General features: G+C 72.0%; 5 protein-coding genes and 1 pseudogene. 1 reads left to right on the plus strand and 5 read right to left on the minus strand.

Annotated features, from left to right (window positions below; all coding sequences use genetic code 11):
- Positions 1–226 (minus strand): annotated as a pseudogene (locus tag VIM26_RS21765) (cell filamentation protein Fic); the annotation flags it as partial.
- A gap of 99 nt (positions 227–325) precedes the next feature.
- Here VIM26_RS21765 and VIM26_RS21770 point away from each other — a divergent pair.
- A complete protein-coding gene (locus tag VIM26_RS21770; protein WP_331955176.1) occupies positions 326–1717 on the plus strand; it encodes an NAD-dependent malic enzyme in 1392 nt (463 codons plus the stop codon).
- A 116-nt stretch (positions 1718–1833) separates the two neighbouring features.
- On the opposite strand, the gene VIM26_RS21775 is transcribed toward VIM26_RS21770, so the two are convergent.
- The 4 genes from VIM26_RS21775 to VIM26_RS21790 form a co-directional block, all read right to left on the minus strand.
- Positions 1834–3708, minus strand: a complete 1875-nt coding sequence (locus VIM26_RS21775) for a translation factor GTPase family protein (RefSeq protein ID WP_331955178.1) — start codon at positions 3706–3708, stop codon at positions 1834–1836.
- Between the two features lie 458 nt (positions 3709–4166).
- Entirely contained in the window at positions 4167–4535 is a 369-nt protein-coding gene (locus VIM26_RS21780; protein ID WP_331955180.1) for a type II toxin-antitoxin system VapC family toxin, read from the minus strand.
- Positions 4532–4780 carry an AbrB/MazE/SpoVT family DNA-binding domain-containing protein gene (locus VIM26_RS21785; RefSeq protein ID WP_331955182.1) on the minus strand — a complete coding sequence of 83 codons (249 nt, stop codon included), beginning with the start codon at positions 4778–4780 and terminating at the stop codon, positions 4532–4534. Before VIM26_RS21785 ends, VIM26_RS21780 begins: the two co-directional genes overlap by 4 nt.
- A gap of 279 nt (positions 4781–5059) precedes the next feature.
- A complete protein-coding gene (locus tag VIM26_RS21790) occupies positions 5060–6136 on the minus strand; it encodes an NADH:flavin oxidoreductase/NADH oxidase (RefSeq protein ID WP_331955184.1) in 1077 nt (358 codons plus the stop codon).
- Between the last annotated feature and the right edge of the window lie 117 nt (positions 6137–6253).

A 6253-nucleotide genomic window follows, 5' to 3' on the forward strand; every position in this document is an offset into this window, starting at 1 on the left:
GCGCGGCACCCCGGGCGGCGTCGCGCAGCACGTCGACCGGCACCCGCGCGCCCTCGAGCGCAGCGCTCGCGCGGGCGGACCGCACGGTCGCCTCGGCGCGGACCTCACGCCAGCGGCGCCGGAACGCCTCGTGCCAGCGCAGCTCCTCGCAGGCCGCCCGGGCCCGCGCGACCGCGTCGGCGACCCCCGGGAGCTCGGCAAGCGGCGCGAGGGGGTCGGTGATCACGCCCGCCAGCGTAAAGCCCCGCTCGACACCCCTCCTTCCCCCGGGTCGCGTTGCTGGACGACGCGGCAAGTACCCCGCTCCCGATGGCACACTCGGCTCATGACCTCAGCGCCGAGCGTGTCCTCTTCGATCACCGCCCGGCTGGAGGTCGAGGCTCGCCCCACGGCCGTCAGCGAGCTGACGACCGCGATCGAACGCGCCGGCGGCATCGTCACCGCCCTCGACGTCACCGCGTCGGGCCACGAGCGCATCACCGTCGACGTGACGTGCGCGACCCGCGGCGAGGCGCACGCGGAGGACATCACCGACGCGCTGAAGGCGCTTCCGGGCGTCGTCGTCGGCCGGGTCAGCGACCGCACGTTCCTGCTGCACCTGGGCGGAAAGCTCTCGATCGAGTCCAAGGTCCCGCTGCGCAACCGCGACGACCTGTCCATGGCGTACACCCCGGGGGTCGCGCGCGTCTGCGAGGCGATCGCGGCGAACCCCGAGGACGCCCGCCGGCTCACCATCAAGCGCAACACCGTCGCGGTCGTCACCGACGGCACCGCGGTGCTCGGCCTGGGGAACATCGGCCCGCTCGCCGCGCTGCCCGTCATGGAGGGCAAGGCGGTGCTGTTCAAGCGGTTCGCCGGGATCGACGCCTTCCCGATCGCGCTCGACACGACCGACGTCGACCAGATCGTCGAGACGGTCGTCGCGATCGCGCCGGTGTTCGCGGGCATCAACCTTGAGGACATCGCCGCGCCGCGCTGCTTCGAGATCGAGCGGCGCCTGCGCGAGCGGCTCGACATCCCGGTCTTCCACGACGACCAGCACGGCACCGCGATCGTCGTCGTCGCGGCGCTGACCAACGCGCTGCGGGTCGTGGGCAAGAAGCTGCCCGAGGCCAAGATCCTGCTCTCGGGCGCCGGGGCGGCGGGCACCGCCGTGCTCAAGCTGCTGCTGGCGGCGGGCGCGGTCGACGTCGTCGTGGCCGACATTGCGGGCGTGATCCACACCGAGCGGCCCGGCCTCGCCCCGGAGCTGGCGTGGACCGCCGAGCACACGAACCCGCGCGGTGTGACCGGAACCCTGAAGAGTGCGATCGCGGGAATGGACGTGTTCATCGGCGTCTCGGCGCCGGACATCCTCGACGGCGACGACATCGCGACGATGGCGCCCGACTCGATCGTGTTCGCGATGGCCAACCCGCGCGCCGAGGTCGACCCGGTCGCGGCCGCGCAGCACGCCGCCGTCGTCGGCACGGGGCGGTCGGACTTCGCGAACCAGATCAACAACGTGCTCGCGTTCCCGGGCGTCTTCCGCGGGCTGCTGAACGCGCGCTCCAACCGGATCAACGAGGCGATGCTGCTCGCCGCGGCGACCGCGCTCGCCTCGGTCGTGACCGACGAGGAGCTCAACGCGACCTACATCGTGCCGAGCGTGTTCCACCCGGACGTGACGAGCGTGGTCGCGGCGGCGGTCGAGAAGGCCGCGCGCAGCAACCCGTAGGGGCGCACGACGGCGCTCGCCGCCCGACCCGGGAGTTGTTCTCGTCGCGTCCAGACCTCCTTGTTGAAGACTCGCGTCTCCGCCTCGGCGGTGTGCGCGAAGTCGTACGGGGCCCGTCAGCGGGGGACCCGGAGCAGATACCCGCGCCGGTCGAGCGGGTTGTTGTCCGTCCTGGGTCGCTCGAGAACCGGACCGCTGACCGGGCGATAGTGCGCGAACGCACTGACCAGGACACCTTCGCCGCGAGTGAGGGTCGGGAGCAGCCGTCGGAGGTCGTGCACCCGCGCGGCGGGGATGTCGCCGCGGAGCAGGAACGAGGAGCCCTGCGGCTCGGTGCCCAGCGGCACGCCTCGCACCTGAGCCAGCGCGCGCAGCGTGGCGCCGAGCGTCTCGGCCGGGATCTCGAGCTCGAAGCGATGGATCGGTTCGGTGACCACCGTGCCGGCCTGCTGCAGCGCGCTCGTCAGGACCAGCGGCGTGAGGTTGCGGAAGTCGCCGGCGGTGCTGGACATGCTCGCGTCGAAGCTCCCGTGGGAATGACTCTGCCTCGCCGCGTACCCCGAATGCGTCATCGTGACCGTGCAGTCGGTGATCTCCCACCCGTGCAGCCCCTGCCGCAGGGTTTCCGCGACGGTCTGCTCGACGGCGAGGAAGAACGCCGGTGGCATCGAGCCGCGCTCCACCTCGAGGCGGAACTCGATGCCGCTGCCGACCGGCGCAGGGTCGAGACGGAGCCCGACCGTGGCGAGGAACGGGTTGGGTTCCACCCCGAGGAGCTCCGTGGCCGTGCCCGAGCCGACCAGGCGTTCTACGCAGATGGTGGTGGTCGTGCGGAAGGTGACGTCGACGCCGTAGTCGTCGGCCAGCGTCGCCTGGACGACCTCCTTCTGCACCTCGCCGTACAGCGAGAGCGAGAGCTCGCGGCGGACGTCGTCCTGACGCAGGTCGATCAGCGGGTCCTGCTCGGCGAGCTGGGTCAGCGCGGCGTGCAGGGCGCCCCGCTCATGCGGGCGGCAGGGGTCGACGACCGTCTCCAGGGTCGGCCGGGAGAAGTGCTGGGCGGCCGAGCCCGCGGGCGGTACCCCGATCACATCCCCGACCTGCACCGGCGCCAGGCCCCACACCTTCGCGATCTGACCGGCGACCACGCAGGCGCGCGCGACGGCGGCGCCGGCGGCGAAGACCCGGATCGCCGTGACCTTGGCCTCGTCCCGGCCGACGAGTCGCAACCGGTCCCGGACCCGGATCGACCCGGAGACCAGGGCGACGTACGCGACCTTCTCTCCTGCCGCACCGCGCTCGACCTTGAACACCGTGCCCGAGACGGCACCGTCGACGTCGCCGTCGGTCGTCGGCAGGAGCTCGGCGACGCCGGCCACCAGCTCCTCGAGGCCCGCGCCGGTGATCGCCGACCCGAAGAACACCGGACAGGCGAGCCCCGCCCGGGTCTGGCGGGCGAGATCGGCGTCGGCCCGGCCGTGCGGCACGAACGCGGCGCGCCGGATCCCCGGCTCGCTAACGGTGCCCATCGAGATCGCGACCGGGGCCAGCCGGTCGCGGACCTGCCGGAAGACGGCCTCCGGCGTGGCGCCGGCGCGGTCGATCTTGTTCACGAAGATCAGCGCCGGGATGTGCAGCCGCTGCAGGGCCCGCAGGAGCACGCGGGTCTGTGCCTGAACGCCCTCCACCGCGGAGACGACGAGCACCGCGCCGTCGAGCAGGCTGAGCACCCGGTCCACCTCGGCGATGAAGTCCGGGTGGCCGGGGGTGTCGATGAGGTTGACGGTGGTGTCGTCGATGGTGAACGACACGACAGCGGATCTGATGGTGATCCCGCGCTGCTGCTCGAGCGCCAGGGTGTCGGTCTGGGTGTTACCACCGTCGACGCTGCCGACCTCGTCGATGACGCCGGTGGTGTAGAGCAATCGTTCGGTCAGGCTCGTCTTACCGGCATCGACGTGCGCGACAATTCCCAGATTGAGTGATTTCACGAAGCAACATGTCCTTGGTCGAGGTGATGAGCACCTGCTGGCGGGTCATGAATGCTTCGGTCATGTCATTTCTCCTTGCTCGGTCGCGCTGGCACCGCAGTGCACCATCCGGGAGTGCGCCGGGGCAACGGAAATACGTAACACCTCCGCCGTCCTCGCCCTGATCCATCCGAGTGAGCGTCCTCGAAGCTGCGTGGTCTTGCCGTTGGCGTGCGCAGCACCCCAGCCGAGGTGCTCACGGCCGATCGGGCCTGGGCTCAGCTCGACCTAACGATCCTGGTGCGGCTGTTGCGGTAGCCGACGAGTGAACGCAGCGTCGACGTCCTCGACAAGGAACTCGATGATGGCTGTGTGGTTGCCGGCTGGGCGGGCAGCGCCCGGTCCGACCGGCATCACCCTTGACCCCGAGGCGCCGGCGGCACCGAAACGATGATCGACTGCGCGGCGCGAACGTTGGCTCAACGGATCTGATGGACGGGCGGCACACTGCCCCACGCCGTATCGGCGGTCCACACCGGCGCGTCCATGCGTGCGGCGAGAGCCAGGCAGAACCGATCTGCGAGCGACAAGCCCTCCCCATGACGCCACCGCTCAGCGGCCCACTCGGCGTCCGCGAGGGTGCTCGGCTCGACTCGCACCCCGTAGCTGAGCAGCAGGGCCCGCGCCAGCGGCCAGTCCGCGCCCGTGGCGCGCACCTTCTGGGCGACCTCGGACCAATTCACGGCCGCACAGCACGGGTCTTGCGTAAGGCACGCTTCCACGACGTCCGCACCGGGCTCCGCCCGCAGGAAGGCGAGCAATGCGGAGGCATCCAGCACGAGACTCACGCGCTCGTGTCCTCGGCCCGCGCGTCGGCGCGACGCTCAGCCAGCAGCTCTCCCACCAGATCCGCCCCCGCGAGCTCCGCAGCCACGCGAGCACGCGCGAGCGCGCGGGTGAGGATCACGATCCCGCCGGGCGTCTCGAGCAGGACCAGGGGCGCGCCGGCCTCGAAACCCGCTCGGGCGCGCACCGCGGCGGGGACCACCAACCGGCCCCTGTCGCCCATCACCACCGGATACGACCCATCCATTCAAAAACGGTACCACTGGCGCAACTCAAATGGGATGCCGGACTCGAGCACGCTACCTGGGCCCGGTCGCAGCGGTTCGCGTGTCCCGGCGAAGCGGCGCGCCGGGGAAGCCGGGCCGGGTGCTGGTCCTCGCGGAGCGGTACCGGTACGCGATCGTGAATCTCGACTGGCAGGTCGTCACTCCCTGGCCGGCCATCGCGGCGATCGCGTTCGGCGTTCCGTTCCTCGCGATCGCCGGCGGCTACTTCCTCACCCGATCGCGAACGGCGGAGGTGACCGCTAGCGCCAGGCACCCCTGGTGTACTGCTTCGGCCACGGCGCCCGGTCGGGATCGACGCCCAGCTCGTGCGCCGCGCGCAGCGGCCACATCGGGTCGCGCAGGGCGGCGCGGGCCAGCAGCACGACGTCGGCGGCGCCGTCGACCAAGATCTGCTCGGCCTGGTGCGCGGTGGTGATGAGGCCGACGGCGCCGACGGGCAGTCCCGAGCCCTCGCGCACGGCGCGCGCGGCGGGCACCTGGTAGCCCGGCCCGATCGGGATGGCCGCCGGCGCGTTGCCGCCGGTGGACACGTCCACCAGGTCGACGCCGTGCGCGGCGAGGTCCTTCGCGACCTCGGTGACCTCGGCGACGGTGAGCCCGCCGTCCACCCAGTCCGTCGCCGAGAACCGCACGAACAGCGCCTTGTCCTGCGGCCAGGCGGCGCGGACGGCGTCCACGACCTCGATCAGCAGGCGCGCCCGGTTCTCGAGCGAGCCGCCGTACTCGTCGGTGCGCTCGTTGGACAGCGGCGACAGGAACTCGTGCAGCAGGTATCCGTGCGCGGCGTGCAGCTCCACGACGTCGAAGCCCGCGGCGTCCGCGCGGGTCGCGGCCGCGGCGAACGCGCCCGGCAGCTCCGCGATCTGCGCAGTGGTCATCGCGACCGGCGCCCGGTAGCCGGGGAAGGCGGAGTCCGACGGCGCGACGGTCGGCCAGCCGCCGTCGGGCACCGGCAGCGAGCCGGTGCCGCCGGACCAGGGACCATGCGTCGAGGCCTTGCGGCCGGCGTGGGCGAGCTGGATCCCGGCGAGCGTCCCACGCTCGTGCACGAAGTCGACGATCCGGCGCCAGGCGACCGCCTGCTCGTCGGACCAGATGCCGGTGTCCTGGGCGCTGATGCGCCCCTCGGGCACGACGGCGCTCGCCTCGGCGATCACCAGGCCGAACCCGCCCGACGCCCGCGCGCCCAGGTGGACGAGGTGCCAGTCATTCGGTACGCCGTCGACCGCGGAGTACTGGCACATCGGCGCGAGCCAGATGCGGTTGGGGAAGGTGGTGCCCCGAAGGGTCAGGGGCTCGAACAGTCGACTGGTCACATCCGCCCCAACGGACCCGGCCACCCGACGCATTCCCGCCGCGCCCGACGGCCCACGCGCTGACCCCGCAGCACGTCCTCAACCCCGCAACGTCCGAGCGTTGACGTCCTATAGGAC

The organism is Pengzhenrongella sp. (genome assembly GCF_036565025.1).
Classification (GTDB): Bacteria; Actinomycetota; Actinomycetes; order Actinomycetales; family Cellulomonadaceae; genus Pengzhenrongella.